The 25553-nt window shown below is 43.3% G+C and carries 44 protein-coding genes, 1 tRNA gene and 1 other RNA gene; 35 read left to right on the plus strand and 11 right to left on the minus strand.

What is annotated here, in order from left to right:
- Positions 1 to 19 precede the first annotated feature (19 nt).
- From YH65_RS10510 to radC, 4 genes are all read left to right on the plus strand, one after another.
- On the plus strand, positions 20 to 1720 hold the full coding sequence (locus tag YH65_RS10510; protein WP_046551830.1) for a L,D-transpeptidase family protein: 1701 nt from the start codon (positions 20 to 22) through the stop codon (positions 1718 to 1720).
- 9 nt (positions 1721 to 1729) lie between these two features.
- Positions 1730 to 1951, plus strand: coding sequence for a hypothetical protein (locus YH65_RS10515; RefSeq protein ID WP_046551831.1), 222 nt, complete (start codon positions 1730 to 1732; stop codon positions 1949 to 1951).
- Between the two features lie 86 nt (positions 1952 to 2037).
- Positions 2038 to 2826 (plus strand): DUF7477 domain-containing protein, encoded by a 789-nt coding sequence (locus YH65_RS10520; protein WP_046551832.1) that lies wholly within the window; start codon positions 2038 to 2040, stop codon positions 2824 to 2826.
- Positions 2827 to 2894: 68 nt separating this feature from the next.
- Positions 2895 to 3554 carry a RadC family protein gene (radC, locus tag YH65_RS10525; RefSeq protein WP_046551833.1) on the plus strand — a complete coding sequence of 220 codons (660 nt, stop codon included), beginning with the start codon at positions 2895 to 2897 and terminating at the stop codon, positions 3552 to 3554.
- A gap of 38 nt (positions 3555 to 3592) precedes the next feature.
- Here radC and YH65_RS10530 read toward each other — a convergent pair whose 3' ends face one another.
- From YH65_RS10530 to YH65_RS10550, 6 genes are all read right to left on the minus strand, one after another.
- Positions 3593 to 3940 carry a hypothetical protein gene (locus YH65_RS10530; protein WP_046551834.1) on the minus strand — a complete coding sequence of 116 codons (348 nt, stop codon included), beginning with the start codon at positions 3938 to 3940 and terminating at the stop codon, positions 3593 to 3595.
- 203 nt (positions 3941 to 4143) lie between these two features.
- Positions 4144 to 4545, minus strand: coding sequence for a tetratricopeptide repeat protein (locus tag YH65_RS10535; protein WP_052746184.1), 402 nt, complete (start codon positions 4543 to 4545; stop codon positions 4144 to 4146).
- Positions 4546 to 4612: 67 nt separating this feature from the next.
- Positions 4613 to 5080: a hypothetical protein gene (locus YH65_RS10540; protein WP_223156729.1), complete on the minus strand. Its 468-nt coding sequence runs from the start codon at positions 5078 to 5080 to the stop codon at positions 4613 to 4615.
- Between the two features lie 120 nt (positions 5081 to 5200).
- Positions 5201 to 5288 (minus strand) — tRNA-Ser (locus YH65_RS10545).
- Between the two features lie 14 nt (positions 5289 to 5302).
- An RNA gene (ffs, locus tag YH65_RS11435) (signal recognition particle sRNA small type) lies at positions 5303 to 5400 on the minus strand.
- Between the two features lie 120 nt (positions 5401 to 5520).
- The gene (locus YH65_RS10550) at positions 5521 to 6600 is read right to left on the minus strand and encodes an AAA family ATPase (protein WP_046551835.1); all 1080 of its coding nucleotides are present in this window, start codon (positions 6598 to 6600) and stop codon (positions 5521 to 5523) included.
- Positions 6601 to 6792: 192 nt separating this feature from the next.
- Here YH65_RS10550 and rpsJ point away from each other — a divergent pair, with 192 nt between their 5' ends.
- The 29 genes from rpsJ to rplQ all read left to right on the plus strand — a co-directional run bounded on the left by rpsJ (position 6793) and on the right by rplQ (position 20626).
- Positions 6793 to 7104: a 30S ribosomal protein S10 gene (gene rpsJ / locus YH65_RS10555; protein ID WP_012084095.1), complete on the plus strand. Its 312-nt coding sequence runs from the start codon at positions 6793 to 6795 to the stop codon at positions 7102 to 7104.
- Positions 7105 to 7113: 9 nt separating this feature from the next.
- The gene (gene rplC / locus YH65_RS10560) at positions 7114 to 7695 is read left to right on the plus strand and encodes a 50S ribosomal protein L3 (protein ID WP_046551836.1); all 582 of its coding nucleotides are present in this window, start codon (positions 7114 to 7116) and stop codon (positions 7693 to 7695) included.
- Positions 7695 to 8285: a 50S ribosomal protein L4 gene (gene rplD / locus YH65_RS10565; protein ID WP_012084097.1), complete on the plus strand. Its 591-nt coding sequence runs from the start codon at positions 7695 to 7697 to the stop codon at positions 8283 to 8285. The genes rplC and rplD overlap by 1 nt, the downstream gene beginning before the upstream one ends.
- A 1-nt stretch (position 8286) precedes the next feature.
- Positions 8287 to 8568, plus strand: a complete 282-nt coding sequence (locus YH65_RS10570; RefSeq protein ID WP_012084098.1) for a 50S ribosomal protein L23 — start codon at positions 8287 to 8289, stop codon at positions 8566 to 8568.
- A gap of 9 nt (positions 8569 to 8577) precedes the next feature.
- Positions 8578 to 9405, plus strand: coding sequence for a 50S ribosomal protein L2 (gene rplB, locus YH65_RS10575; RefSeq protein ID WP_012084099.1), 828 nt, complete (start codon positions 8578 to 8580; stop codon positions 9403 to 9405).
- An 11-nt stretch (positions 9406 to 9416) separates the two neighbouring features.
- Positions 9417 to 9695, plus strand: a complete 279-nt coding sequence (rpsS, locus tag YH65_RS10580; protein ID WP_012084100.1) for a 30S ribosomal protein S19 — start codon at positions 9417 to 9419, stop codon at positions 9693 to 9695.
- A gap of 2 nt (positions 9696 to 9697) precedes the next feature.
- Positions 9698 to 10036 (plus strand): 50S ribosomal protein L22, encoded by a 339-nt coding sequence (rplV, locus tag YH65_RS10585; RefSeq protein ID WP_046551837.1) that lies wholly within the window; start codon positions 9698 to 9700, stop codon positions 10034 to 10036.
- A 1-nt stretch (position 10037) separates the two neighbouring features.
- Entirely contained in the window at positions 10038 to 10736 is a 699-nt protein-coding gene (gene rpsC / locus YH65_RS10590) for a 30S ribosomal protein S3 (RefSeq protein ID WP_046551838.1), read from the plus strand.
- 2 nt (positions 10737 to 10738) lie between these two features.
- Positions 10739 to 11164, plus strand: a complete 426-nt coding sequence (gene rplP / locus YH65_RS10595; RefSeq protein WP_046551839.1) for a 50S ribosomal protein L16 — start codon at positions 10739 to 10741, stop codon at positions 11162 to 11164.
- Positions 11151 to 11342 (plus strand): 50S ribosomal protein L29, encoded by a 192-nt coding sequence (gene rpmC, locus YH65_RS10600; RefSeq protein ID WP_012084104.1) that lies wholly within the window; start codon positions 11151 to 11153, stop codon positions 11340 to 11342. The genes rplP and rpmC overlap by 14 nt, the downstream gene beginning before the upstream one ends.
- A gap of 10 nt (positions 11343 to 11352) precedes the next feature.
- Positions 11353 to 11601, plus strand: a complete 249-nt coding sequence (rpsQ, locus tag YH65_RS10605; RefSeq protein WP_012084105.1) for a 30S ribosomal protein S17 — start codon at positions 11353 to 11355, stop codon at positions 11599 to 11601.
- Positions 11601 to 11969: a 50S ribosomal protein L14 gene (gene rplN / locus YH65_RS10610; RefSeq protein ID WP_012084107.1), complete on the plus strand. Its 369-nt coding sequence runs from the start codon at positions 11601 to 11603 to the stop codon at positions 11967 to 11969. Before rpsQ ends, rplN begins: the two co-directional genes overlap by 1 nt.
- On the plus strand, positions 11969 to 12202 hold the full coding sequence (rplX, locus tag YH65_RS10615; RefSeq protein WP_046551840.1) for a 50S ribosomal protein L24: 234 nt from the start codon (positions 11969 to 11971) through the stop codon (positions 12200 to 12202). Before rplN ends, rplX begins: the two co-directional genes overlap by 1 nt.
- A 4-nt stretch (positions 12203 to 12206) precedes the next feature.
- Positions 12207 to 12752: a 50S ribosomal protein L5 gene (rplE, locus tag YH65_RS10620; RefSeq protein ID WP_046551841.1), complete on the plus strand. Its 546-nt coding sequence runs from the start codon at positions 12207 to 12209 to the stop codon at positions 12750 to 12752.
- The gene (locus YH65_RS10625; protein ID WP_046551842.1) at positions 12752 to 12937 is read left to right on the plus strand and encodes a type Z 30S ribosomal protein S14; all 186 of its coding nucleotides are present in this window, start codon (positions 12752 to 12754) and stop codon (positions 12935 to 12937) included. Before rplE ends, YH65_RS10625 begins: the two co-directional genes overlap by 1 nt.
- Before the next feature lie 13 nt (positions 12938 to 12950).
- The gene (gene rpsH / locus YH65_RS10630) at positions 12951 to 13346 is read left to right on the plus strand and encodes a 30S ribosomal protein S8 (protein WP_046551843.1); all 396 of its coding nucleotides are present in this window, start codon (positions 12951 to 12953) and stop codon (positions 13344 to 13346) included.
- Positions 13347 to 13355: 9 nt separating this feature from the next.
- Entirely contained in the window at positions 13356 to 13892 is a 537-nt protein-coding gene (gene rplF / locus YH65_RS10635; RefSeq protein WP_012084113.1) for a 50S ribosomal protein L6, read from the plus strand.
- A gap of 11 nt (positions 13893 to 13903) precedes the next feature.
- Positions 13904 to 14260, plus strand: a complete 357-nt coding sequence (gene rplR, locus YH65_RS10640; RefSeq protein ID WP_046551844.1) for a 50S ribosomal protein L18 — start codon at positions 13904 to 13906, stop codon at positions 14258 to 14260.
- Between the two features lie 9 nt (positions 14261 to 14269).
- Positions 14270 to 14728, plus strand: a complete 459-nt coding sequence (gene rpsE, locus YH65_RS10645) for a 30S ribosomal protein S5 (protein WP_012084115.1) — start codon at positions 14270 to 14272, stop codon at positions 14726 to 14728.
- 10 nt (positions 14729 to 14738) lie between these two features.
- On the plus strand, positions 14739 to 15137 hold the full coding sequence (gene rplO / locus YH65_RS10650) for a 50S ribosomal protein L15 (RefSeq protein ID WP_046551845.1): 399 nt from the start codon (positions 14739 to 14741) through the stop codon (positions 15135 to 15137).
- Between the two features lies 1 nt (position 15138).
- Complete coding sequence (gene secY / locus YH65_RS10655) at positions 15139 to 16401, plus strand: preprotein translocase subunit SecY (protein ID WP_046551846.1); 1263 nt, start codon at positions 15139 to 15141, stop codon at positions 16399 to 16401.
- Positions 16401 to 17159, plus strand: coding sequence for a type I methionyl aminopeptidase (gene map, locus YH65_RS10660; protein WP_046551847.1), 759 nt, complete (start codon positions 16401 to 16403; stop codon positions 17157 to 17159). The genes secY and map overlap by 1 nt, the downstream gene beginning before the upstream one ends.
- Before the next feature lie 23 nt (positions 17160 to 17182).
- A complete protein-coding gene (infA, locus tag YH65_RS10665) occupies positions 17183 to 17401 on the plus strand; it encodes a translation initiation factor IF-1 (protein WP_008244832.1) in 219 nt (72 codons plus the stop codon).
- Between the two features lie 326 nt (positions 17402 to 17727).
- Complete coding sequence (gene rpmJ, locus YH65_RS10670) at positions 17728 to 17841, plus strand: 50S ribosomal protein L36 (protein WP_008244830.1); 114 nt, start codon at positions 17728 to 17730, stop codon at positions 17839 to 17841.
- Positions 17842 to 17843: 2 nt separating this feature from the next.
- A complete protein-coding gene (rpsM, locus tag YH65_RS10675; protein WP_046551848.1) occupies positions 17844 to 18206 on the plus strand; it encodes a 30S ribosomal protein S13 in 363 nt (120 codons plus the stop codon).
- A gap of 13 nt (positions 18207 to 18219) precedes the next feature.
- On the plus strand, positions 18220 to 18594 hold the full coding sequence (rpsK, locus tag YH65_RS10680; protein ID WP_046551849.1) for a 30S ribosomal protein S11: 375 nt from the start codon (positions 18220 to 18222) through the stop codon (positions 18592 to 18594).
- A gap of 2 nt (positions 18595 to 18596) precedes the next feature.
- The gene (rpsD, locus tag YH65_RS10685) at positions 18597 to 19223 is read left to right on the plus strand and encodes a 30S ribosomal protein S4 (RefSeq protein ID WP_046551850.1); all 627 of its coding nucleotides are present in this window, start codon (positions 18597 to 18599) and stop codon (positions 19221 to 19223) included.
- Positions 19224 to 19242: 19 nt separating this feature from the next.
- Positions 19243 to 20244, plus strand: a complete 1002-nt coding sequence (locus YH65_RS10690; RefSeq protein WP_046551851.1) for a DNA-directed RNA polymerase subunit alpha — start codon at positions 19243 to 19245, stop codon at positions 20242 to 20244.
- A 31-nt stretch (positions 20245 to 20275) separates the two neighbouring features.
- Entirely contained in the window at positions 20276 to 20626 is a 351-nt protein-coding gene (rplQ, locus tag YH65_RS10695; RefSeq protein WP_046551852.1) for a 50S ribosomal protein L17, read from the plus strand.
- 237 nt (positions 20627 to 20863) lie between these two features.
- Here the strand turns inward: rplQ and YH65_RS10700 are convergent, their stop codons facing one another.
- The 5 genes from YH65_RS10700 to YH65_RS10720 form a co-directional block, all read right to left on the minus strand.
- Positions 20864 to 21601: a ferredoxin-thioredoxin reductase catalytic domain-containing protein gene (locus tag YH65_RS10700; protein ID WP_046551853.1), complete on the minus strand. Its 738-nt coding sequence runs from the start codon at positions 21599 to 21601 to the stop codon at positions 20864 to 20866.
- 19 nt (positions 21602 to 21620) lie between these two features.
- Entirely contained in the window at positions 21621 to 22115 is a 495-nt protein-coding gene (locus YH65_RS10705) for a hypothetical protein (protein WP_046551854.1), read from the minus strand.
- 126 nt (positions 22116 to 22241) lie between these two features.
- Positions 22242 to 22493, minus strand: coding sequence for a hypothetical protein (locus YH65_RS10710; RefSeq protein WP_046551855.1), 252 nt, complete (start codon positions 22491 to 22493; stop codon positions 22242 to 22244).
- A gap of 23 nt (positions 22494 to 22516) precedes the next feature.
- The gene (locus tag YH65_RS10715; protein WP_046551856.1) at positions 22517 to 22954 is read right to left on the minus strand and encodes an HvfX family Cu-binding RiPP maturation protein; all 438 of its coding nucleotides are present in this window, start codon (positions 22952 to 22954) and stop codon (positions 22517 to 22519) included.
- A gap of 24 nt (positions 22955 to 22978) precedes the next feature.
- Entirely contained in the window at positions 22979 to 23158 is a 180-nt protein-coding gene (locus YH65_RS10720; protein ID WP_046551857.1) for a hypothetical protein, read from the minus strand.
- A 162-nt stretch (positions 23159 to 23320) separates the two neighbouring features.
- Between YH65_RS10720 and YH65_RS10725 the strand changes: the two genes are divergently transcribed.
- Both YH65_RS10725 and YH65_RS10730 read left to right on the plus strand, forming a co-directional pair.
- Positions 23321 to 23821, plus strand: coding sequence for a gluconate 2-dehydrogenase subunit 3 family protein (locus YH65_RS10725; RefSeq protein ID WP_046551858.1), 501 nt, complete (start codon positions 23321 to 23323; stop codon positions 23819 to 23821).
- Positions 23818 to 25503, plus strand: a complete 1686-nt coding sequence (locus tag YH65_RS10730; RefSeq protein ID WP_046551859.1) for a GMC family oxidoreductase — start codon at positions 23818 to 23820, stop codon at positions 25501 to 25503. The genes YH65_RS10725 and YH65_RS10730 overlap by 4 nt, the downstream gene beginning before the upstream one ends.
- Positions 25504 to 25553 lie beyond the last annotated feature (50 nt).

A 25553-nucleotide genomic window follows, 5' to 3' on the forward strand; every position in this document is an offset into this window, starting at 1 on the left:
TTTATAACAGGAGCACGCTTTGCGCTTTACGCTTTTTTTACTCTTTTTCCTTTTTTTCCATAAACCCCTTTTCCCCCAAACACTCTCTGTCGAGACCATCTCCTCCAACATACAGAACGACCTTCAGACCAAGCTCCATGGAGAGAACAAAGCCATCGTACAGAACCTTTATGCCAGGACAGGCAACAAACCTTTATGGATAGGCTCCACTAACAAGCAGAAGATGAGCCAGCTCATTCAGTCCCTGAATGATCCGCTCTACAATTACAAGAACAAACCTTTTAACCAGAAAGCGATCAAAAAACTGACCTATATGCTGGACAACAACCAATATTCTGCTGCCAAAAAGGCAGCAGTCTATGCCCGTCTTGATATCGTGCTGAGCTCTGCCTTCATACATCTGGTACGCTTCATCGTGCAGGGCGATGTAGACTGGGCTCTGGTACAGCAAAAGTTCAAAGCGCTCCGGGAGAGTGACGATATCCGTGCAGACTGGGAGATATCCCCAAAGTCTTTCCCGGACGAAGAATCATTGGCTCAAGCAGTTTTCATCGGAAATATACGGTCCTACCTCGATTCTCTGCTCCCCATGGAAAAGGAGTACAGACGGCTGGTCAAATTGCTTGAAAACTACCGTGTTATGAACACTTTTCCAAAAATAAAATACAGCAACACCCCCTTAAAGATCGGCGATTGGAGTCCCCGTGCCAAGGAGGTTAAAAGACGTTTGCAGATCTCCGGAGATTACCCCAAAAGTGCCCCTGTTGACTGGAAATTTGACCGAAAGCTGGAAGAGGCAGTCAAAACCTACCAGAAACGGTACCTGCTGAAAATAACCGGGCAGGTTGACAAAACAACGATGTATTACCTTAATCAGCCTGTCAAAAACAATATCCGGGCGATCATTGTAAACCTGGACAAGACCAAGCTCTACCCCAAACATTTTGAAAATGAATATGTCGCTGTCAATGTGCCTGACTTCAACCTACGCTACTACAGGGATGATGAGATGATATTTAAAACGGGGGTTGTTGTAGGACGTATTGACCGGCCTACCCCAATTTTCAGTGACAAAATAGAGTATATGGTCATTAACCCTACCTGGACGATCCCGGACAACCTTATCAAGCGGGACCTCATTCATGTATTCCGTGAGAACCCTGCCTATCTAGAAGAGAACAACATTCACGTCTTTTCAGGCAATAAGGAAATCAATATTACCCAGGAGATGCTTGACCCCTACGAACACAGTGACAAAAAGGTACCCTATCGCTTCGTTCAGTACCCTGGAGATACCAATGCGCTGGGGCGTGTCAAATTCATGTTCCCGAACAAATATTCCGTCTATCTTCACGATACTGACAACAAAAGCCTCTTGACAAGACGCTACAAGATTTACAGTTCGGGATGTATGCGTGTTGACAAACCATTTGACCTGATGGACATTCTGCTCATACATGCCAAAGGTACCTACACCAAAGCAGACATCGAAGCAATTATCGCGACTGACAAACCAAAAACCATCAGGCTGAAAAATGCCATTCCCGTACATATACTCTACTTCACTGTTTTCGTAGAAGACGGACTGGCCTATTTCAAGAACGATATCTATCTGTATGACAAGATCATAGAAGAGTCCTGCGAAGGACACAAAAAAGCCACTTTTACCATGCCCAAAAAACGTATGGGACGGGTAAAAGAAGTTTCCAGATCAAATTAAAGGCGGCAAATGAGAAGCATCACGCAGCTAAGCCTAACACTGACAGCCCTTTTTCTTTTGACCGCCTGCGGTAATGAGAGCCCAGAGAGAAAAATAGAGACATTCAAAAATCCTGTCGATACCTATATGGACAGCCGTGTAAACGCGATGGATGATGCAAAAGCTGCCGTGGCAGAAAGCAACAGGCGGAACAAAGAGCAGGAAGATGCCATGAAGGCACTGGTAAAATAGTCAGACGCTTCTTTTTCTTCTTAGTGTTATCAATATTTTCCCTGTTTGTATGGTATGATACAGCTAACCAACTGTTGGAGACCGCAATGAAATCTATACGACATATTATACTTCTATCTCTTTTTTTGCCTCTACTAGCTTCTGCGGAACTCTTTTATGTAGGCGTGCTGGATAAAGAAACAAGGTATAGTGAGCAGATACTACTGTCAAAAGCAAAGCTTGGACACTTGGAAAAATCTGTGCGCAATGCATGGAGAGATGGGTACAGAATTACCAACTTTTTCCATTCTCCGCGACGATGGACTGTTGTTTTGAGCAAAGATACACGTGTAGGCAAGCAGATATATATTCATCACAGACAGATAGATGTATTTAAAAGGGAGGTGCTGCGTTTTTTCCGAAAAGGATATGAAGTCGTCAATGTGGAGAACGGCGTAGGTGAATGGGTCGCCGTTCTTGACAACGGAGGCACTTTGAAAAACAGCAAGATACGTGTTACCCGTGAACTTGAGGAGATGGAAAAGATCATCAAGAGGCAGAAGAAGAAGGGCTTTGACCTCATAGATATGGAAGCGGCAGAAGGATTGTGGGTCGCCATTTTTGCACAACACTCCGGATACCTAGCATCACATTATACTTTTAGCGAAACATGGGAAGCATTGACTAACCAGATTGACGGGGAATGGAAGAGAGGCTACCGGATCGGAAACCTTGAGCATGGCTCAAACAGGTGGTTCGCGCTCTATGTCAAGCGTAAAACATCCCCGGAAGAACTCTATATCAGGAAACATGATTACCGTACTTTCAGAAGTACGGTACGAGCATACTGGAAAAAGGGATACAGGATCACGGATCTTGCGGTGGGAAGGAATTGAACCCCTGAATAAAATGTCAATTTGACATTTTTTAACATCTCTTTTCAAAACCATTCTATACTCATAGAATGAAAACACTCAGACAATTACATAAAAATGACAAACCCAGAGAAAAACTGGCTTCCCGAGGTGTACAGGTGCTGAAGAACGATGAGCTTTTAGCCGTACTGCTCGGTTCCGGTGTGCAGGGGAAAGATGTTAGAAAGTTGGCTAAAGAGATCGTCTCCATAATGGATGACAATTTTGACAAGCTTTCCCTTGATAAACTATGTGATATTCATGGCCTGGGTATAGCCAAAGCTTCTCAGATACTTGCTGCCATCGAATTGAGCAAACGCTATCTCATCCATTCCCACAAACGTATCTGTTCTGCACGGGATGTCTATGATGAGCTTAAACAGTTCAGCACCAAAACCCAAGAGTATTTTCTTACTATCACTCTTGACGGCGCTTCACATATTATCAACACGAGAACTGTCTTCATCGGTACACTGAACCAAAGTATCGTCCATCCCAGAGAAGTGTTTGCCGATGCTATTTCTGACAGGGCCGCGGGTATCATTATTGCCCATAACCATCCCTCCGGTACACTCGAAGCCAGCAGGGCTGACATACAGATCACGCAAAGGCTCAAGGAGGTCTCCAGATTGGTCGGCATAGAGTTACTCGACCATGTCATACTTTCCAGACAGGGATATTACAGTTTTTCGGATGAGGGACTGTTATGATATGCTGCCGGACCATTACCCCAACTACTTAGAGGAACTCAAGCATCAGTTTTTAATTCATAAATATCAGTAGCCGGCGAGATACAAAAAAGCTTATATTCATCTATAATGTCCTTTTTTGTCACTGTCTCAAACCCGAGTTTCTCTGCTATTTTTTTCAGTGACTCTATCTCCTCGGGATGCATTGTAATAATTTCAAGCAACAAATCTCCCTTGTATCCTCTGTAAGTCCGAACATCCATAATGTCAAAATCAAGTGCACGTCGGATCATCTCTTTTCGGTCTTCATCCATGCTGCCCTCTGATGAAGCTAGCTCTGAAGCAGCTTTCCTTTGGTTCCAGGCATAGAGATCACCGTCGTGTCCCTCTGAGTGATTGTTATCCATTTCATATCCTCCTATACAAATAATATAAAAATTATATCATATATAAATGGGATAGGATCAAAAGCAATGTTGAGAATCGCACCGAGAATTGATCATAAGTAAAAAGAAAGAGATTTGACTAACGGGGACTATCTATATTTATGGTAAAGCCGTATAATCAAAATGAGCAATACTCTATTCTTGCTTAAAACCGAAATCCGTATTTATCTCTGCTTAAGGGTCTTGTAATTTTTACATCCATCCCGAAGACCTAGTTCGCAGGCCTTTTTAAAAAATACTTTGGCCTGAGTGAAGTCTTTTTTGATCCCCTCCCCGTTTGTGTACATTGTCCCGAGGATATAACATCCAACTTTACCTCCCAGCGCACATGTCTTTTCAAGGAATTCGGCGGACTTGGCATAATCCTTTTGAATACCCCTGCCTTTGTAATACATGATCCCGAGGTTAAAGCACCCTGGCGCAATATCCTGTCCGCATGCTTTTTCGAAGAGCTCAGTGGCTCTTGTGTAGTCTCCGCTGTTGTGGGCTTTAAAGGCTTCATCCAGAGTGCCGGAAAAAGCTATGACTGACCACACCATTAAAATTGAGATAACTTTACCCATCATTCCCCTCCCTCTTTTTCGCTCTTTTATTACGTCAGTATAGCATTTTCATTTTTTTTCGGATGTTCGGTCATTTTCCCGGCAATATCTCTGCGGGAACTTTTGGGAACCGTTCCTTGAGCTTTGTAAAATAGGAAGGGTCGCCGATACATTCCGGATTTTCTTCTTCAGTGTATGCTAGCTCTGCGACCTTCCATATACCATCTTTTCGATACATCAATGCAGAGATATCTTCATAATGGCTCTTGCCGTCCCGAGACTGTGGAATCGTATGGACCCAGGACCATCCATTCTTCACTTTCATGTATTTTACGATAAAGACCATTTCTGTGCCCTGTAATTCTTTCATCTTCTTTCGCAATGCATCAAGAATAGTTTTGCGTACAGGACTACCCGGCAATACTGAGGAACTGAAATTTGTACGATCTGCCTCATGCCTGCTGTCTACTCTAGAACCCAAGCACGAAACAGAACTGCCTAGAAGTGAAAAAAGAGTGATAGTCACTACAGCAGCTAGTGAAAACCTATGACATTTCATCTGATCCTCCTTCTGTTTTCATAAAATATAGCATATATATGATTAGATAAAAGAAAACGCTAATATGCAGGATCGAAGTAATTGTATAAAAGATTTAGGGGAATATTTTAGTAGTATTTATGGCAGAGAGGAAGGGATTCGAACCCTCGATGAGTTGCCCCATACACGAGTTCCAGTCGTGCGCCTTCGACCACTCGGCCACCTCTCTACGGTCTATAAGACCTCTCCCCAGATGGCTGCGGCACACGAGAAAGAGGGGTGGGCTGCTACGTTCCCGTCCTGACCCGTTGTCCCTCAGTCCCGTTGCACAGGTCTGAAAAGAGGCACGCGAATTATAGCAAAAGAACCATTAATCGAGGTTAATGCAAGGTGGATTTATCCACCAAAAAGTTTGATGTGTCCATGAGAAAATGGATTTATTCATGGTGGGTAAACCCACCCTACGCGTCTTTTTCTGTATGAGCAATACTCCACTCATTGAACGGCAACGCTTCAAAATGGAGCTTTTCAATGTCAAAGGTATAGCTGTTGGCTACCGTGACAATGGTGATCTTCCGGATACCGTGTTTTTTATAAATGGAAAACTTGTTCTGCGATTTTACCCAGAGACTTTCTTCACTCTCAAAAGGAGCAGGGATAATAAGTTCATGTTCTTCAGTGACATACCCATGTACGCCCAATGTTTTAAATTGGATGCCGTGCTTTATAAGCGTAAGGGCGATCATGCTATCGAACTGGTTACCGAAAGACTGCTGGGCGGTGAGGTACTTGACAAAAGCGAAGTCGTACATGATCATCTTCTTTCCGCTTCGCTTGATAGCATTGTCAATGAAATAGAGCAGTCCCTCTTCCTGAAAGTGTTTGATGGTACTGTAGACAAAATCTTTGGAAATCCTGAAGTGCTCTTTGGTAAAACTGTATATCTGATGCGTGGTCATGGGCTGTGTGTTGTAGCGTGCGAGAATGAGGATAAGGGACTGTTCGTTGGGACTGAACTGCTGCTGGAAGAACTGTTTCATAAAGAGCGTAGTGTTTTTGGTATGTTTTGCCATAGCAGGGAGGGTGCCGGCTTTGAGAAAATGGTTGAATGCCACAGTATCCGAACTCGCATTCTCAAAGGCGAAGAACTCCTCATAATCCAGAGGGAAGAGCTGTACCGTGGTAAACCTTTCGTCCTTTAAAGGAATTCGGCTTATGATAATGAGCCGCTCCACGGAGGGAAACATTTCAAGCATCCCCTCCTCATAATGATCCAGTATCAGCTCTTTGATATGATACTCTTCCATGTATGCCTGCAGGGGAAGCGTATCGAGGGTGTTGAGGATAAGATTGGGATCTTCGAGGTCGATGTAGAGTGTCGCTTCATCCTGTTGCTTCAGGTAGTCAAGTACCAATGCCGTTTTGCCGCTTCCCCTCGCTCCGTGAAGATTGATATTCCCCGCAGGGGGGATCTCGGTCTTTCTCAATATGTAATGATCGTTTACGGGTGGATGTTCATGATAATGTTCCAGCAGATCCATTGAATAATCTCCAAACTTTCCTTTTAGTAAGGAAATAAATTTTCATATTGTACCGTTTTTGCTGTTAAAACCATTGCACCTTTCAAAAAGTTTGGATATAATTCGCGTTCCTAAATTTATGTTAGAGGGTCCAAACCCTGTGTTTTAGGCACCTTGGCTTTGCCATGCTAACGAGTTCTTTAAAGGGTAAATATGGAAAAAATTAGATTAAAGCTTAAAGCTTACGATCACAGAGTGTTAGACAGATCAGTTGCTGCTATCGTTGATGCAGTTAAACGTACAGGTGCTGAGATTAGAGGGCCGATTCCAATGCCAACTAAGATGAAGCGTTATACTGTTCTTAAATCACCTCACGTAAACAAAGATGCGCGTGAGCAGTTTGAGATCAGAATTCACGGAAGAATGATCGATATCGTTTCGGCAACTTCAGACACAATCGATTCACTGATGAAGTTGGATCTTGCGCCTGAAATCGAAGTTGAAATCAGATCAATGGACAAGTAGGAGTAGAGAATGGAATTTATCGTAGAAAAAATTGGTATGAGCAGAACTGTTGATGTACCAAGTGTTCCAGTTACACTTCTTAAAGTCGTTGATACGAAAGTTTGCGAAGTGAAAGAAGACGGAAAAGCACTTGTAGCGTATAACTCAAGCAAGAAACTCAACAAGAGCATTGAAGGTCAGCAGACTAAATTCGGTGTTTCCAAAGAGTTCAACAAGTTCATGACCATCGAAGTGGCTGAAGGTACTGAAGCGGGTGATCTCAACCCAGCAGCATTGGCTGAAGCAGCTGTAGTAAAAACATCACTCAATACCAAGGGTAGAGGTTTTTCCGGTGGTATGAAGCGTCACAACTTTGGTGGCGGACCTGGTTCACACGGACACAGATTTGGTAGAAGAATCGGTTCTATCGGTAACGCTGAGTGGCCTGGACGTGTACAGAAAGGTAAGAAAATGCCTGGACAGTACGGTAACACTAAAGTTACAGTTAAAAATGACGTTGTGTCATTCGATGCCGAGAACGGCATCTTAGTATTAAAAGGTTCAATTCCTGGTCACAACGGTGCCAGAGGATTGGTAAGGATAGTTAAATAATGAAAACAACAGTAATTAAAACAACAGATCTGCCAAAAGCATTTTTGGAAGTTCACCCTCATAACCTTTACCTTTACTGTAAAGCGTATGCATCTGGTCTCAGAGCAAATACGGCTCAGACTAAGAACAGATCAGCAGTAAGTGGTGGCGGTAAGAAGCCATGGGCTCAGAAAGGTGGCGGACGTGCGCGTGCCGGTTCACTGAGATCACCGATCTTCGTTGGCGGTGGTGTGGCATTCGGACCAAGTACTAACAAGAACTATGATCAGAAAGTGAACAAGAAGCAGAAGAAACTTGCACTGTATCACGCATTGGCTGAATTGGCTGCAAACGAAAGACTTTTCGTTGTAGACAATGTCGCTATCGAATCCGGTAAGACAAAAGATGCTCTGGCATTCGTGAACGGTCTTGAGCAGAGAGATGTGCTTGTAGTAAAAGAGATGATCGATGACAAAACATTCTTGGCATTCAGAAATCTTCAAAATGCATATCTTGTTGAAGCAAATGAGCTTAATGCTTATCTTGCAGCTGCATATCACTCGGTAGTGATCGAAAAAGCAGTATTTGATAAATTGACAGAAGAGGCTTAAGATGGCAGATATTACAGATATTAAATCAATTATGTATACAGAGAAGAGCTTGGCTCTTCAAGAAGAAGGTGTCATCGTAGTTCAAACAACTCCAAGAATGACTAAAAATGGTCTTAAAGAAGTTTTCAAAGAGTTCTTCGGGATCACTCCACTTAGAGTTAACTCCATGAGAGTCAACGGTAAAGTGAAAAGATTTAAAGGTATCGAAGGGAAAAGACCAGACTTGAAAAAGTTCTATGTCAAGCTTCCGGAAGATGCAAAAATCGAAAGCTTAGCGGTATAAGGATAGAAGATGGCAATTAAAACATATAAACCAACCACACCTTCCCGTCGTTATATGACTAACCTTGACAGTGGTGATATCACTGCCAAAGCAAGTGTTAGAGCTCTACTGAAGAATCTTCCAAGATCTGCAGGTAGAAACAGTAACGGTAGAATCACTTCTCGTCACAGAGAAGCAGGTGCGAAGAAACTTTACAGAATCATCGACTTCAAAAGAAACAAATTTGGTATCGAAGGTACTGTAGCAACGATCGAATACGATCCGTACAGAAACTGTAGAATCTGTCTTGTCAATTATGTTGACGGTGACAGAAGATACATTCTTCAGCCAAAAGGTCTGAACGTCGGTGACAAGATCATGTCAGCGGAGTCTGGTCTAGATATCAAGACCGGTAACACGATGAAATTGAAGAACATCCCTGTTGGTACCCTGGTACACAACATTGAGCTTAGCCCGGGACATGGCGGTCAGATCGCACGTTCTGCAGGTGGTTACGCACAGATCATGGGTAGAGACGGCAAATACGTTTCCCTTAGACTTCCATCTGGTGAAATGAGATACGTTCTTGGTGAATGTCTGGCAACGATCGGTACTGTTGGGAACGAAGACTTCTCAAACATCGTGATCGGTAAAGCCGGTAGAAGCAGACACCTCGGTATCAGACCTCAGACACGTGGTTCTGCAATGAACCCGATAGATCACCCACACGGTGGTGGTGAAGGTAAGACAAACTCAGGTCGTCATCCGGTATCTCCTTGGGGTATGCCAACTAAGGGTTACAAGACTCGTAAGAAAAAAGCTAGTGATAAATTAATTATCTCTAAAAGAAAAAAGTAAGGGGCTAAGATATGGCAAGATCGACAAAAAAAGGTCCATTCATCGATGGTCACCTAATGAAAAAAGTGTTAGCAGCTAAAGAAGCTGGAGATAAAAAACCGATCAAAACATGGTCAAGAAGATCTGTGATCTTCCCTGAATTCATCGGTTTGACAATCAATGTTCACAACGGTAGACAATTCATCCCTGTGTTCATTACCGAGAACCACGTAGGTTACAAACTGGGTGAATTCGCACCAACAAGAACGTTCAAGGGCCACAAAGGTTCTGTTCAGAAGAAGGTAGGTTAATTATGAGTAGAGCATTATTGAAATTTGTAAGAGTCTCTCCTACTAAAGCTAGACTTATCGCCAGAGAAGTTCAGGGAATGAATGCAGAGCTTGCATTGGCATCTCTTGAATTCATGCCTAACAAAGCAGCGGGCATCATCTCTAAAGTGATCGCATCAGCGGTTGCGAACGGTGATTTTGAACCTGAAGAAGTTGAAATCACTTCTTGTAGAGTTGACAAAGCAGCGGTAATGAAAAGATGGAGACCAAGAGCAAGAGGTACTGCATCAAGAATCATTAAACCAACGGCACACATCCTGGTAGAAGTTAGTCCAGCTAAAAAAGATGGGGAGGACGCATAATATGGGTCAAAAAGTCAATCCGATAGGTCTTAGACTTGGGATCAACAGAAACTGGGAGTCAAGATGGTTTCCGGCAAAAGAGAGAACTGCTGATTTTATCGCTGAAGATTACAAGATCAGAAAGTTCCTGAAAAAAGAGCTTTTCTATGCGGGTGTTTCTAACATCATCATTGAAAGAACGGTAAAAAAACTGAGAATCAACATTATCACTGCACGTCCCGGTATCATCATCGGGAAAAAAGGTGCTGATATTGAGAAGTTGAAAACAACACTGGTCAAGATGCTTGGCAAAGATGTTGCTATCAACATCAAAGAAGAGAAACGTCCTCAGGCGTCAGGCCAGTTGGCAGCTGAAAATGTTGCAACACAGCTCGAAAGACGTGTTGCCTTCAGACGTGCAATGAAAAAAGTGATCCAGGGTGCACTGAAGTCCGGCGCAAAAGGGATCAAGATTTCCGTATCCGGTAGACTGGGTGGTGCTGAAATGGCAAGAACCGAGTGGTACCTTGAGGGAAGAGTCCCTTTGCATACACTTAGAGCAAAGATCGATTACGGTTTTGCAGAAGCTCAAACAACTTACGGAATCATCGGTATTAAAGTTTGGATATTTAAAGGTGAAGTTCTCGCTAAAGGAATCCAGGCTGAGCCGGCGGAAGAGAAAAAAGGTGGTCGCAGACCATCCAGAAAGAGAGGTGAATAACAATGTTAATGCCTAAAAGAACGAAATGGAGAAAGCAGCAGAAAGGCCGTAACCGCGGTAAGTCTTTCAGAGGAAACAAGATCGAGTTCGGCGATATCGCTATCAAAGCGGTTGAAGCGGGCAGAATTGATTCTCGCCAGATCGAAGCAGCACGTATTACAATGACAAGAAAGATCAACAGAACAGGTAAGACCTGGATCAGAGTTTTCCCTGACAAGCCTTTGACTGCCAAGCCTCTTGAAACAAGAATGGGTAAAGGTAAAGGTGCTGTTGATAAATGGGTTATGAATATCAAGCCGGGAAGAATCATCTTCGAAATGGCAGGTGTTGACGAAGAGCTTGCAAGAGCAGCACTCACACTGGCGATCCATAAAATGCCATTTAAGTGTAAAATCATCACTGCAAAGGATAGTCATGAACTATATTGATTTAAAAGATAAAAGCGAAGCAGAATTGCTTGCAATGCTTAAAGAGAAAAAACTTGAATTGTTCACGTTGAATGCAAAGCAGAAGACTATGCAGCTAACAAACACTTCAGAGTTGAGAGTAGCGAAAAAAGATATCGCTAGAATCCAGACAGCATTGACTGCTGCTAGAGCGAAGTAAGGGGTCATTTATGCCAAAAAGACAAATAACAGGTACCGTGATTAAAAAGGCTGGGGACAAAACTGCAACTGTATTGGTTGAGAGAAGAGTCCTTCACCCAAGATATCACAAAACAGTAAAAAGATTTAAGAAATATCTTATCCATGATGAGAAGAATGAGATCAATGTAGGAGATACGGTGACTGCCATTGAGTGTAGACCGCTTTCTAAAACAAAAAGTTTCAGGCTTCTTGAAATCGTGAAGAGAGGAGAAGTGTAATGATCCAGGGATTTACTAGATTAAATGTAGCAGACAACTCTGGTGCAAAAGAGATCATGTGTATCAAGGTTCTTGGCGGATCCAAAAGAAGATACGCATCTGTAGGTGACGTAATCGTTGCCTCAGTCAAAAAAGCGCTTCCTACTGGAAAAGTGAAAAAAGGTAAGGTTGTCAAAGCAGTCGTCGTTAGAACAAAGAAAGAGATCCAGAGAGAAAATGGTTCACTTATCAGATTTGACGACAATGCTGCAGTGATCATTGATGACAAGAAAGAGCCTATAGGTACTCGTATCTTCGGCCCTGTAAGTCGTGAAACAAGATATGCAGGATTCATGAAAATTGTATCCCTTGCACCGGAGGTATGGTAATGGCAACTAAGTTCAAGATCAAAAAAGGTGACCAGGTAATGGTTATCGCTGGTGATGACAAAGGTAAGACGGGAGAGGTTCTCCAGGTTCTTCCTAAAAAAGAAGCAGTAATCGTTGCAGGTTGTAAAATGGCCAAAAAAGCCATGAAACCAAGCGAGCAGAACAAAGAGGGTGGATTTGCAAACGTTGAAATGCCTATCCACATCTCGAACGTAAAAAAAGTAGAGGCATAATCTTATGAGTAGAATGAAGCAAAAGTACAATGACATCGTTCCTGCACTTAGAGAAGAGTGCGGTGTAGAGAACACGATGCAGACTCCGAAGCTTGAGAAGATCGTTATCTCCGTCGGTGCCGGTGAAGAGGGAAGAGACTCCAAACTCATCGCGAACATGGCAGATACGATCTCACTGATCGCCGGTCAAAAAGCGGTTATTGTCAATGCCAAGAAATCTGTTGCAGGTTTTAAAGCAAGAGAAGGTGCCCCATCCGGTATCAGAGTGACACTTAGAGGTGACAATATGTATAACTTCTTTGACAAACTCGTATCTATCGCTCTTCCAAGAGTGAAAGATTTTAGAGGTACGCCTAGAAAAGGTTTTGACGGACGCGGTAACTACAATTTCGGTCTTCAAGAACAGTTGATGTTCCCGGAAGTTGAGTTTGACAAGATCATCAAGACCCACGGTATGAACATCACTATCGTGACCAGTACTGAAGATGACAAACAAGCATTCACGCTTTTGGAAAAGCTTGGTATGCCTTTCGCTAAAGGGAGAAACTAATGGCTAAGAAATCAATGATCGCAAAACAGAAGAGAAAAGCAAAGTTCTCTACTCAGGCGTATACAAGATGTAACATTTGCGGTAGACCTCACTCAGTATACAGAGACTTCGGTCTTTGCCGTGTGTGTTTAAGAAAAATGGCCAATGAAGGTCTAATTCCTGGTATGCGTAAAGCAAGCTGGTAAGGAGAAGAAAAAGATGATGACAGATATAATTGCAGACTCTCTTACTCGTATAAGAAATGCTGCGCAAAGAAGACTGGATGTAACAACACTTCTTCACTCAAATACAATTGAGGCTACAGTTGCGATTTTCGTAGACAAAGGGTACCTTGAGAGCTATAAAGTGAAAGAAGACGGAAACAAGAAGACAATTAAAGTGGTTCTTAAATATGATGATGATGAAAAAAGCGTTATCAATGAGATAAAGAAGATCTCCAAGCCCGGACGTCGTGTTCACCAGGGTAAAGATGAGATTAGAACATTTAAAAATGGTTACGGTACGCTGGTTGTTTCAACAAGCCAGGGTGTACTCGCAAACGATGAAGCGTATAAACGTGGAATCGGCGGCGAAGTAATCTGTAGTATTTGGTAAGGAGACAAGATGTCAAGAATAGGAAAAAGACCAGTAACTGTTCCAAGTGGTATTGAAGTATCACTCGACGGTACGACTCTCGTGGCTAAAAAAGGCAATCTTGAAAAAAGACTTGAGACTCACGGAAGAGTAGGCATCAACATTGATGGTTCAGAAGTGACCTTTACAAGAGTGGGTGATGAGAAGCAGGACGCAGCGTTCTGGGGAACATACAGAGCATTGTTCAACAACATTATGGTCGGACTTGACAAAGGTTACAGTAAATCTTTGGAGATCAACGGTGTTGGTTACAGAGCGGCAGTTGAAGGTAAAACACTGAAACTACAGCTTGGTTTCTCTCACGATGTAAACTTCGAGATCCCAGAGGGACTCGATATCAAAGTGGATAAGAATATCATTACAGTAAGTGGTACTGACAAGCAGGCAGTCGGTCAGGCTGCAGCTGAGATCAGAGCATACAGACCACCTGAGCCATACAAAGGTAAAGGCGTGAAGTACACAGATGAAGTTATCATCAGAAAAGCTGGTAAAGCAGCTGGTAAGTAAGGAGCGGATAAATGTTAAAAAGTATTCAAAAAAGAAAAAATAAACTCCGCGCTCAGAGAAAAGCCAGAGTCAAAGGGAAGATCTTCGGAACTGCCGAACTTCCAAGACTGACTGTTTACAAGTCAAACAAGCATTTCTATGCTCAGGCTATCGATGACAATGCCGGTGCGACACTTGCATCGGCAGACGGTAGAAAACTCGGTCTTGGTGCAAACCAGGAAGATGTTAAAAAAGTAGCTGCCGAGATGGCTAAAAACCTTGCTTCTGCAAACATTGAAACTGTTGTTTTCGACAGAAATGGTTACTTATACCACGGTGTTGTCGCATCATTTGCTGATGCGCTTAGAGAAGCCGGAATCAAGTTTTAAGGAAGCATGATGCAAAAGAACAATCATAACGAAGAAATCGAAAAAGAATTTGAAGAAGTGATCGTAAATATCGGTCGTGTTACCAAGGTTGTAAAGGGTGGTAGAAGATTCAGATTTACTGCACTTGTTGTCATTGGTGACAGGAAAGGTACAGTAGGGTACGGATTTGGTAAAGCCAAAGAGGTTCCTGATGCGATCAAAAAAGCGGTTGATGATGCACACAAGAACCTTGTGAAAGTCAACATCAAGGGTACCACTATCGCTCACGACATCGAGCACAAATTCAACGCAAGTAGAATCGTGCTTAGACCGGCGAGTGAAGGTACAGGTGTTATTGCCGGTGGTGCTGCCAGACCAGTACTCGAACTTGCGGGTATTCAAGATGTACTGAGCAAGTCTATCGGTTCTAACAACCCAAATAACCTGGTAAGAGCAACGATTCAAGCACTTACCAGAATCAAAGCGTAAGGGGTAAAATATGGGTTTACATAATTTACAACCTGCTCCGGGATCAACTCGTAACAGAAAAAGAGTAGGTCGTGGTCAGGGTTCAGGAACAGGTAAAACAGCTGGACGCGGTAACAAAGGTCAGAAAGCAAGATCTGGTTACAGTAAAAAAAGAGGTTTCGAGGGTGGTCAAATGCCACTTTACAAAAGATTGCCTAAAGTCGGTTTCACTTCCAAAGTTGAGAAACCGTATGTGATCAATGTTGAAAAGATCAAAGCGATCGCTGAATTGGACGAGATCACTCTTGAGAGTATTGCATCTGTTCATAAATTGCAAAAAACAGTGAAAAGAGTTAAATTGATCGGAGCTTCTGCAAAAGAGCTTGCAGCAAAGATCAAAGACGACGCTGTTACTACAAGCGGAAAATAAGATGGGTAACGCTTTAACTCAAAAAATCCTCATTACATTAGGATTCCTTTTTGCGTACAGAGTTTTAGCCTATATTCCAACTCCAGGTGTTGACCTGGGCGTTATCAAAGATTTCTTTGACAACAACTCAGGCAACGCTTTGGGAATGGCAAATATGTTCTCTGGCGGTGCCGTTCAGCGTTTAAGTATTATCTCCCTAGGTATTATGCCTTACATCACAGCTTCCATTGTTATGGAACTTCTTGCAGCAACTTTCCCAACACTTGGTCAAATGAAAAAAGAACGTGACGGCATGCAGAAATATATGCAGATCATTCGTTATTTCACTATTTTTATTACTGTAGTTCAGGCTATCGGTGTATCTATGGGTCTTCAGAGTATGACAGGTTCTGCGGGACAGAGTGCAGTCATGATTGATCCTGTAACATTTACCGTTTTGGCGACATTCTCTATGCTGACAGGTACAATGCTCTTGATGTGGATCGGTGAGCAGATCACTCAAAAAGGTATCGGTAACGGTATCTCGCTGATCATCTTTGCCGGGATCGTTTCAGGTCTTCCTGCCGCGATCTCCAATACGATCAGAGCGGTGAATGCCGGTGAGATGAACTTCTTGTTGATCATAGCTATTTTGGCAGTAATGCTACTTACGGTATTTGTCATTATCTATGTTGAGCTTGGTGAGAGAAGGGTTCCTATCTCCTACTCGAGAAAGACTATTATGCAAAATCAGACAAAGAGAGTGATGAACTACATCCCTGTCAAAGTGAACCTTTCAGGGGTGATTCCTCCTATCTTTGCATCGGCAGTGCTCATGTTCCCTCTTACCGTACTCCAGGCAAGCTCCAATAAGTGGCTGACCGCTATTGCGGATGCTTTGGCACCGGGAGGACTCGTATTTAACATAGCGACTTTCGTTCTTGTTGTCTTCTTTGCCTTTTTCTATGCATCGATTGCATTCAATGCGAAAGATATTGCAGACAACCTCAAAAGACAGGGTGGTTTCATTCCCGGTGTCAGACCAGGTGAGCATACCAAAGAGTTCCTCAATGAAGTGGCAAGCAGACTAACAGGATCAGGTGCTATCTATCTGGCGATCATCTCAACGGTACCGTTTGCGATCATTTCGGGTATGGGTGCGAGCTTCTACTTCGGTGGGGTCTCTGTACTTATTATCGTACAGGTCGCACTTGACACTATGAGAAAGATCGAAGCACAAAGAACCATGAACCAATATGATACATTAGGGAATGTAGGTCTATAATGGCTATTGCACTACGAAAACCCGACGAGATTGCCAAGCTTCAAAAAGCCGGCGAGATCGTTGGCAAAACACTCCAATATCTCCAAAGCATCATCAAACCGGGCATGACACTCAAAGAGATCGATACTTTGGGTGAAACCTTTATCCGTGAACATGGTGCTATTCCCTCATTTAAAGGTCTCTACGGTTTTAGCGGTTCTGTATGTACCTCTTTGAATGAAGTATGTATTCATGGCGTCCCAAATGATACGGTTATTAAAGAAGGTGATATTCTCGGACTTGACATCGGTACGAAACTCGATGGATATTTCGGTGATGCCGCAATCACAATAGCCGTTGGAAAAGTCTCTGCAGAAGATGAAGCACTCATCGCGTGTTCCAAAGGGGCACTCTACCATGCGATCGAGTCGATTAAACCAGGAATGCGTTTCAAGGAACTGACAAAAATACTTGAGGACTACATTACCGAGGCTGGCTTTGTACCGTTACGTGACTATTGTGGTCATGGTATCGGGACCAAACCTCATGACGAACCCAATATTCCAAACTATCTAGAGGGTAAACCCAATCAGGGGCCCAAGATCAAGAATGGAATGGTCTTCTGTCTTGAACCCATGGTATGTCAGAAGAGCGGTACACCCGTACTGCTTGAAGACCAGTGGTCAGTTGTGAGTGAAGATGGTCTTCGAACCAGTCATTATGAACATCAGGTAGCGGTGGTCGACGGCAAAGCTGTCATACTAACAGAAGCGAAGTAACGTAGAAAAACAAGGAATTCAAAATGGCAAAAGATGACGTAATAGAGATTGATGGCAAAGTGGTTGAAGCATTGCCAAATGCAACCTTCAGAGTAGAGTTGGACAATGGGCATATCGTTCTTTGTCACATTGCAGGCAAAATGAGAATGCACTATATCAAGATCCTTCCGGGTGACAAGGTGAAGGTCGAACTTACGCCTTACAGCCTTGACAAAGGGCGTATCACTTTCAGATACAAATAAAAAATTTGGTGCTGTGGGGACACAGCACCCTACACCTTCCCCCTATTTTTCATACACTCTTTCAATATAAGAAAACATTAATAATCATTTCGGTATAATCCTCCTCCCTATTACTATAGGTATAGGAAACTGCGCGAAGAATCTTTGATTAATTCGCACCGATTACTCAAGGGTTGGATCATGACAAGCTCGATGATCCACGCAACTAAAGGTGCAACAAAAGACAAAAGCGACTAGTCGCGCGGGCCCGCTATTGCAGCGGACTTAGCGTCAGCGTAGTGTGTAGGGCTTTGCTCTATACACGTTATCATATAGGAGAAAACCCAATGAAGGTTAGACCATCAGTAAAGAAGATGTGTGACGATTGCAAAGTGATCAAGCGCAAGGGTATCGTACGCGTGATTTGTAAAAATCCAAAACATAAACAGAGACAAGGATAAACATGGCACGTATAGCAGGTGTTGATTTACCACAGAAAAAAAGAATAGAGTATGCATTGACATATATCTACGGTATCGGATTGACAACGTCAAGAAAGATCCTCGACAGAACAGGTATTGACTACAATACAAGAGTCCATGAACTTACAGATGCTCAGGCGGCAACGATCCGTAATGACATCCAAGAGAACATTATGGTGGAAGGTGACCTTAGAAAAAAAGTAACACTTGACATCAAAGCACTTATGGATTTAGGATCTTACAGAGGTCTGAGACACAGAAGAGGACTGCCTTGTCGTGGTCAAAAAACGAAGACAAACGCGCGTACCAGAAAAGGTAAGCGTAAAACTGTCGGCGCAGCGTAAGGAGTAGCAAAGTATGGCTAAGAAAAAAGCAAAAAAAAGTATTGCTAAAGGTGTAGTTTACGTAGCTGCAACTTTCAATAACACTGTGATCACAGTGACTGACGAGATGGGAAATGTTATCGCATGGAGTTCTGCAGGAGCACTTGGTTTCAAAGGTTCCAAGAAATCAACTCCTTTTGCAGCAACAGAAGCAGTTGCAGATGCAATGGCTAAAGCGAAAGAGAACGGTATCAAAGAAGTTGGGATCAAAGTACAGGGTCCCGGTTCCGGTAGAGATACAGCGGTTAAAGCGATCGGTGCAACTGAAGGAATTCGTGTATCATTCCTTAAAGACATCACTCCGCTGCCACACAATGGTTGTAGACCACCTAAGAAGAGAAGGGTATAAGCATGGCAAGATATAGAGGTCCAGTTGAAAGACTTGAAAGAAGACTTGGTGTTGATCTTGGTTTGAAAGGTGAGAGAAGACTCGCTGGTAAATCTGCATTGGAAAAAAGACCATATGCTCCGGGACAACATGGGCAGAGAAGAACAAAGATCAGTGAATATGGTCTTCAGCTTCAGGAAAAGCAAAAAGCAAAGTTCATGTACGGTGTTTCTGAAAAACAGTTTAGATCACTTTACAAAGAAGCAAACTCAAAAGAGGGGAATACGGGTGCTATCCTTATCCAACTTCTTGAGCAGAGACTTGACAACGTCGTTTACAGAATGGGTTTTGCAACGACAAGGGCATCTGCAAGACAATTCGTAAACCACGGACATGTACTTGTTGACGGTAAAAGAGTTGACATTCCTTCTTACAGAGTAAAAGCAGGTCAGAAGATCGAGATCAGAGAAAAGAGTAAAACCAACCCTCAGATCCTTAGAGCAATCGAATTGACCAACCAGACCGGTATGGTCGAGTGGGTTGATGTTGACAAAGAGAAACTCTTCGGGATCTTCAGTAGAGTTCCAGCAAGAGAAGAGATAGCAATCCCAGTTGAAGAGCGTCTAATCGTCGAGCTTTATTCTAAATAATCTTAGTAAAGGCCTGTTAATGAGAAAAATTAAAGTTGCACCATTTATGCCAACAGAGGTAGAAGTCAACGAGATCAGTGCTAACCGTGCCGAAATCGTGGCCTATCCTTTTGAGAGTGGCTATGCTGTTACACTCGCCCACCCGTTGAGAAGACTCATTCTTGGATCTTCCATCGGGTATGCACCGATCTCTGTAAAGATCGAAGGTGCTGCACACGAGTTTGACAATATAAGAGGTATGCACGAAGATGTGGCTGTATTTATCATCAACCTCAAGAACATCCGTTTCAAAATTAAAGACGGAAGTGACAGAGTAGAACTTAAATACAGTTTTTCAGGATATAAAGAAGTTACAGCACAGGATCTGAACAACGACCAGATTGAAGTAGTGAACGGCGACCTTCCTCTGGCGACACTGAATGAAGATGCGGAACTGAACTTCACCATGGTTGTTGCCAAGGGTATCGGTTATGTGCCGAGTGAAGACCTCAGAGATGATATCGAAGCAGACAGCATTGCACTGGATGCCTTTTTTACACCTGTAAGAAAAGCAAACTACAAGATCGAGCCTGTACTTGTAGAGGACAATCCAAATTTCGAAAAGATCATATTTGACATCGAAACAGATGCGCAGATCGGTCCTGTTGAAGCATTTACCAATGCATTGGAAGTGATGAACAAGCAACTCTCTGTCTTTAATGGTGTACTGGATGTAGATATCAGCACAACTTTGCCAAAGAGAACGAATGATGACAGTGAACTAAAACCGTTCCTCACAGCGGTAGATGCACTTGGGCTAAGTGCAAGATCATTCAACTCGCTTGACAGAGCCGGTATCAAATATCTCGGTGAATTGGTATTGATGGGTGAAAATGAGATCAAAAACATTAAAAATCTCGGCAAAAAGTCTCTTGATGAGATCAATGAGTGTCTCGTAGAGCACGGATTTGGCCCTGAATTTGAACTCAAAGAGAGTACAAGAGCGAATCTTGTCAAAAAATTAGAACAACTTAAAGCATAGTTGTTCGCGTAACAGTACATAAAGGACAGACATGAGACATAAGCATGGTTACCGCAAGTTAAACAGAACGTCTGCTCACAGAGCAGCACTTCTGAAGAACCTTTCTATTGCTTTGACAAAAGAAGGTAGAATCGAAACTACATTACCAAAAGCAAAAGAACTGAGAAGTTATTATGAGAAGCTGATCACAAAAGCAGCATCCGGTGACTTCAATGCACACAGAGCGATCTTCGCAATGTTACAGCACAAAGAGTGCACAAACACTATCGTAAATGAAATTGCACCCAAGTATGCAGATAGAAACGGTGGATACACAAGAATCATCAAAACTCGTATGAGAAAAGGCGACTCTGCACCAATGGCGATTATCGAACTCGTATAATCCCACTTCAGTATTTCAAGGCACCGCCTTGAATACGACCTTCACTATTTAATCACATCTTTTTACATTTCAACAATCATATTAGGGCACCTCTAATAACCCTAATTCAGACATTGCCTGAACGTTTGGCATGGCCAAACCTACCAAAGCACCGTAATATGTCGGTAGTTCCCTCTCTCACACCGTAACGTTATGTACGTTAAACATGTTGTTCCTTGGACACAGAGACGTTGAGTGTTATCCTTTTTGGATCTCTCCGGTGTAGCCAATGATACCCGGACGAAGGTTACTGACATGTTCGAAGCCCAGTGATTTCATGGCATGCTGTACCTGGAAACTTCTGCTTCCTGTATGACAGTAAACAACGACAGGATGCTTTTTCTTGTCGCTGTGTTCCTCTATCTTGGCATAAAACTGCGAGGTCGGGACCAGTACATCCGTTCCGACGATGTGTCCCATCTGGAACTCCATGAATTCGCGAACGTCCATCAATATAAAGTCTACCATGCCCAGCGAGCGTGCCTCGATAAGGGCCTCCAGTTCATCACCGTCAAGCTGCTCTTCCTTTAGGAGTTGTTCTGCCTGTTCTTTGGTGAGACCTTTAGAGTGCTGGTGAACGATCTCTTCTATTTCATTCTTCTTCTTTTCTGCTTCCGCATATTCAGGTGTGCAGAAGATCCCGCAGTGGCAGAGGCCGTCTTCAGGGATCTCCTTTTCCAAAGCGGGTTTGCAGGGGCAGATGCGGTTGTCTGCCGCTTTTTGCTCCTCTTTCGTCTCGCCTATGACCATAAAACAGGGACAGTAGCGTTTCCCATAGATAAGTCTGTTGCGGGCAAGGCCCATGGCAACTCCCTCATTGACTTCCTCATTGGGGTTCTGCACAAAACCGAACTGTTTGTTCACTTTCTCTACAAAATTCCATGTTTTTTCAAGTTCTGCCTGAAATTCATCAGAATTCATATCTATCTGTACCATATACAATGCCCTTTGTGTATTATTTGGATTTTACGGATGTGTCATTCAATTCCTGAACGACACTTTCAAATTCTTTTACGTATCCTTGCATTTTTTTACCCATAATGTCAAGAAAACTTTTGGTTTTGTTCAGGTCAATATTGATGTGTGTCTGATTGACTTCAATACCCGCCTCTTTCTCATCGATATTCCCACTCTCAAGTTCTTTATTCATCTCCTCGACCTTTGCCTTCATTTGTTTTGCAAGCCCTTGAAAATAGCTTTTGGTCTTGTTCATATCGATGATGATCTTTCCGTCAGATGTCTTTCTGAACCCAACCTGTGAGAGTTTGCTCTTTTTTTCAATCTCAGCCTCTTTTTTTTGCCGGGCTTCTTCTTTGGCTTTCAATTCTTTGAGCAACTCTTCCCTTGCCTGCTGTGCCACTTTGGCATCATGTTCTTTTTGGCTCTCCTGACAACCGCTAAAGAGAAGCAGTCCTCCAGCAAATATGATGGTGATAAATATATGTTTCATAAGTATATCCTTTGCGTGTGAGGTTATGGAAGAATATTATACTGTTATTTGTGTAGGATATGTGGAGTGGAGTATCTTCTCATTCAAGAAGATACTGCATGGGGAAGGAAGTTTTAGACGGAGAAGCTATTTTCCGCCGCCGCATTTGCCCTGGCCGCATTTCCCGGCTGCTTTTGTGGTGGCCGATTTATTCTCATCCGCTTTCTTTTTCATGCCGGTTTTACCTGAATCACATTTACCACTCTGACATTTACCTGCCTGACATTTCATGGTCTTGGGTGCCTCTTTTTTGTCGCCTCCGCATTTTGCGTTTGCCATAGTCAAAGAGAGTGCTGCCGCTACTGTGATAATCATACCTGCTTTAAGTAATTGTTTCATAATATTTCCTTTTATGTCTGTTTTTATTGTTCATCACCGAATATAAGGTGATCCAAACTGAATTTTCCGGCTCCGAAAGAAGCAAAGATGGCAAGGAACAGCATATAATACATCGGTATTTCAAAACCGTTGTCCCCTGCCGAGAATCCGTGTGCCAAATGTACGGTCGTTATCGCAACAACCATGACGACCATTAGAGGAAGTGAGATGAAACGGGTAAAAAGACCCAGTGTCAGCAGTACCACTCCCGTGATCTCTGTCGTTGCCGCCATATAGGCGTTCAGAGTAGGAAAAGGGATGCCCATGGAACCGAACCATGTCGCGATCGCCCCTATATCCGACCATTTCTGCATCGCCGGTTCATAGAACCCATATGCCACTGCCAGTCTTGCCAGAAGCAAAGAGAGGCTTTGCCCATGACTCAAAATATTTTTTGCAATAGGATAAATGTTCTTTAACATAGTTCATCTCCTGGGATATTCCTTTTAACTACCACATTTTTTGGATGCTGCTTTGGCATCACCGCATTTTTTAGCTATGGTCTTGTCACCCTGGTATTTCCCAGATTGGGCACTGCTGGCCATTTCTGCATCTTTTGCATCTGTACATCCGCTCAAGGTGATCAGCGACAAGCCGATCAATGGACCAAATAGAATCTTTTTCATACTGTCTCCTTTCGATTTGGATTGATATCCTTTAGACAGTTCGAAGTATAATCTGTTTGCCGTGTAGGGTCTGTGTACTCTTTTTTAGGGCCCCTCTGCACTTTGAGTACACATTGACCCACTACAATAGCGTATACTTATATTATGAAAGTGACAGATAAAATGCAACGAAGAAATTTTTTGATATTGGGATCACTCCTGGGCCTCTCTTCCATACTGAAAGCCAAAACAGCCGATCAGTTCATGCATGAATTCAAAGAGGTTGAAGCAGTCATATCGGCCGTGCAGGAACATATGTTCCCCGAGGGAAGCCAACTTCCCTCCGCTAAAGAGATGCATGTAACACAGTTTCTTTTTGAAACCGTCTCGCATAGAACCTATGACAAAGATATCAGGGCCTTTGTCATCGAGGGCGCCAGAGAGCTGCAGTCGAGAGAAAAAGGAAAGTTTACCACCATGACTAATAAAGAGAAGGAAAAAGCGCTACGTGCCTATGAAGAGAGCATCTATGGCAGCAACTGGCTCTCCCGCATCATGACGCTTACGATGGAAGGCATGTTCGGCGATCCCATCTACGGATCCAACGTGAAGGAATCCGGATGGGGAGCATTACAGGCATTTGGCGGACAGCCAAGACCTAAACAAAGGTATATAGGCCTATGAAAGAGCAGACATTCGATATAGTGATCGTGGGTTCAGGTGCCAGTGGCGGGGCAGTAGCCTATACGCTTTGCAAAGCCGGGTACAAGGTTGCCGTCCTGGAAAAAGGAAGGCTTATCAACCGAGATGAGTTCTCCAAAGATGAGATTGCCTATGTACGCAGAGATATCGTCACACCCAGCCTCTTTGACGAGTACCATACTATCGAAGAGAAGGTAGACGGGAAATGGATCGCTACCCCCACCTACGAGTCGGGATGGAGTTTCTGGAACGGGAATATCGTTGGCGGATCCTCCAATCTGATGAGCGGTATGCTGCACCGCATGCATCCTGATGATTTCCGTCTCAAGAGCAAATATGGGCCCATTAAAGGTGCCAATATTGTAGACTGGCCTATCTCCTATGAGGATCTTGAACCCTATTATGCCAAAGCGGAAGAGATCATCGGTATATCAGGGCACTATGAGCCCCATCCATTCGAACCGCCACGCAGTATCAAGAACTTCGCCCAGCCTCCTACGAAAGAGAATGCCGTGGTAAATTTACTAGATAAAAGCTGTAACACACTTAACATCAAGTCTCTTGTCACACCCCGCGCAGTCCTCTCAATAGACAAAGGGAACCGGAACGCATGTTACTACTCCAATTTTTGCGGCAGCTACGGATGCAGTTCGGGTGCCAAAGGAAGTTCCCGTGAAGCCCTACTGAAACCGGCATTGGCAACGGGGAACCTGACATTAATGAGCCATACCTATGTCAAAAAGCTACATGCTGGCAAAAAAGACAAAGTGGAGTATGCTGTCGTTATAGATACGATCACCGGCAAAGAGCGCAGAATATCGGCCAGACTCTTCGTGGTCGCAGCACAGGCTCATGAGAGTGCACGTCTGCTTCTTAACTCTGCCAATGAGCTTTACCCCAACGGATTGGGCAACAGCAGTGGAGAGTTGGGCAAAAACCTTATTTTTTCTGCGGGAGGATCAGGTCAGGGAGAACTACATAAGGATTCTCTCAAAGAGATAACATTTGACGAACTGATGCAGACAGGATACTTTGTCAACCGCTCCATCCTTGATTGGTATTTTGTTGACCACTGGTGGGACGGAAAATTCAAGGGAGGTTCTGTGGAATTCATGTTTGAACATCAAAATATCATCTCCCGTGCCAGGAAAAATAATGAAGAAGGTGGGAAAATGGTATGGGGAAAAGTACTGGGAGAAAAACTGCTCAAACGCTTCACCCAGAGTAAAAGTATCCGTTTTGAAGTATTCAATGACTGGCTTCCCAACGATAATTGTTTCGTCTCACTCGATCCTATCCATAAAGACAAGTACGGTATGCCGGTAGGAAAGTTACGTGTAGAGGGTCATCCTCATGATCTGAAAGTGGGCAGATACATTGCTAAAAAATGTGAAAAGGTCCTCGAAGAGATGGGGGCCAAAAATATTTACTCTTCCGTTTCAGCAGTACCGCCGCAGAATCTGGTCGCAGGCGGATGCCGCTTTGGCAATGACCCAAAATCATCCGTACTGAATGCCCAATGCCGGATGCATGATATCAAAAACCTGTATGTCGCCGATGCTTCCTTCATGCCGACAGGAGGTTCTGTCCCCTACACATGGACCATTTATGCCAATGCTTTTCGTGTGGCAGACCATATTATGCAGACAATGAAAGCTGTATAGTTTTTATTTAAGAGTTTTTTAAAACTGTGTTTATTTTTCATTCATTAAAT

It is taken from the genome of Sulfurovum lithotrophicum, from assembly GCF_000987835.1.
GTDB lineage: Bacteria > Campylobacterota > Campylobacteria > Campylobacterales > Sulfurovaceae > Sulfurovum > Sulfurovum lithotrophicum.